The organism is Paenibacillus sp. 01T422, assembly GCF_056398785.1.
The window spans coordinates 1-1,525 of record NZ_JBFTQB010001191.1; the positions used below are offsets into that span (position 1 = coordinate 1).

Here is a 1,525-nt window from a genome sequence, read left to right on the forward strand (position 1 = left end):
CCCCAGTACTGCATTTTGAATATTGTAAGTAGAATTACGTTCGTGCATATGCGCCTCCGAATACATTGACTTAACAAAAGAAAATGACAATATATGTGTAATAATAATTACAATTTGTTGCTGAATAAATAGAAAGTTAATCTTTCTATTTTTCATATTTTGATGTGATTACTCCCGCTTTCTGCTCAGGTATTAACCTTCAAAGCTTTTTAGCAATAACATTCCAATCGAGTATGCTGAGAAGCATAAATGACAAGAGCGTTATCTCTTTCCCCTTAGAGCGTAATAATCTCCCCGTGTTAACACATTGTATCACTACATATTTCTTCTAGTACCCTAATTTCAAATTGTTAATAAAGTTTAGACAGGTTTATTTAAAAATGATTGCGCAAAAATTCCGTTACTGCAAAAGACAAAGGCAGCTGATCCAATCCCAGCTGCCTTCATTTCTTGATTGAACTATAGTTTCCGTTAGTTCAATCCTCAATCTTCTTATAGTAAGATAATGGAAATATCCATGGAACACCGAAATCATCCTCATAATCATCATATAGACCCATAACCACACTGGGTTCTAATAATTTATGATTATTTTCTTTTGTTAGTTTTATTTCAAGGGTTGGTCCTAATCCCTCCTCACCTAACTCTTGTAGTCCGTGTTCTTGTAAAACTCCTTTCATATTAATAGATAATGCCGTTCTCCCTAATAGATCTCGATTAACAGGTTTACTTCCTAAAATAGGATAAAAGTCAACTCTAACCTCGATATCATCTATCTTTTTTATTATTAATATATGTCCGACATAGTCCATCCAACTTCCGATATAATTATCAATCACATCCATAAATCAACCCCGTTCCTATATATTAATATTTGAAATATTCGTTTAGATGATGAGACTCTCCTGCCAGTTACTTTAACGATACTGCCGATTCATGCCGCCAGCCTCGTCTTGATTTCTTATTGAACAAACGTTCACCGTTAGCGTAACGTTTTTTTGAAATCGGGCTTTTAGTCATTAACAAATGTCCTATATCTAATTAGTAGAATATCATCATCTTTCTCATGACATCTATAAATAACCCAATATCTATTGTAATCGGTTTGTGTTTCGCTAAGTTTGCTACTATATAAATTACGTACATCTTCAATAAGCCTATCAGTTTCGAGATTATACATGCCTAGAATTTCTTTCATTATTTCTATCAGAACCTCATCTTTTGCGTTTAATATATCTATGCTAAAAAGGGTAAGGTCTGGGGTCATCATACATGAAAAGCCACTTTGCTCGTCATCGTGTACTACTGCAAATTCTCTTTCCGGATCCAAAGCTGTATCAATTCTATATTTTTTATAATTACTAATAATATTCTTAAGGCTTTCTAATGACGGGACAGTTACATCATAATCGTTAAACAAAATAATCTCCCCCTTGCACAATTTAATCGCCTTCCTCATTTTGGCAGCTCCCCACTATCATTCTCCGAAAGTTGAATTTCATTCTCATCTTCAAGTAGTTTGTGC

At 33.9% G+C, this 1,525-nt stretch carries 2 protein-coding genes; both read right to left on the bottom strand.

Going from position 1 to position 1,525, the window contains the following annotated elements; translation table 11 throughout:
* Nucleotides 1–476: 476 nt before the first annotated feature.
* On the bottom strand, nucleotides 477–845 hold the full coding sequence (locus tag AC1DUA_RS37055; RefSeq protein ID WP_477504478.1) for a hypothetical protein: 369 nt from the start codon (nucleotides 843–845) through the stop codon (nucleotides 477–479).
* 167 nt (nucleotides 846–1,012) lie between these two features.
* Nucleotides 1,013–1,420 (bottom strand): hypothetical protein, encoded by a 408-nt coding sequence (locus AC1DUA_RS37060; RefSeq protein ID WP_477504479.1) that lies wholly within the window; start codon nucleotides 1,418–1,420, stop codon nucleotides 1,013–1,015.
* Nucleotides 1,421–1,525 lie beyond the last annotated feature (105 nt).

Coding starts and splice junctions, on each gene's coding strand:
- AC1DUA_RS37055 (WP_477504478.1), bottom strand. CDS start 845: ATGGATGTGATTGATAATTATATCGGAAGTTGGATGGACTATGTCGGA.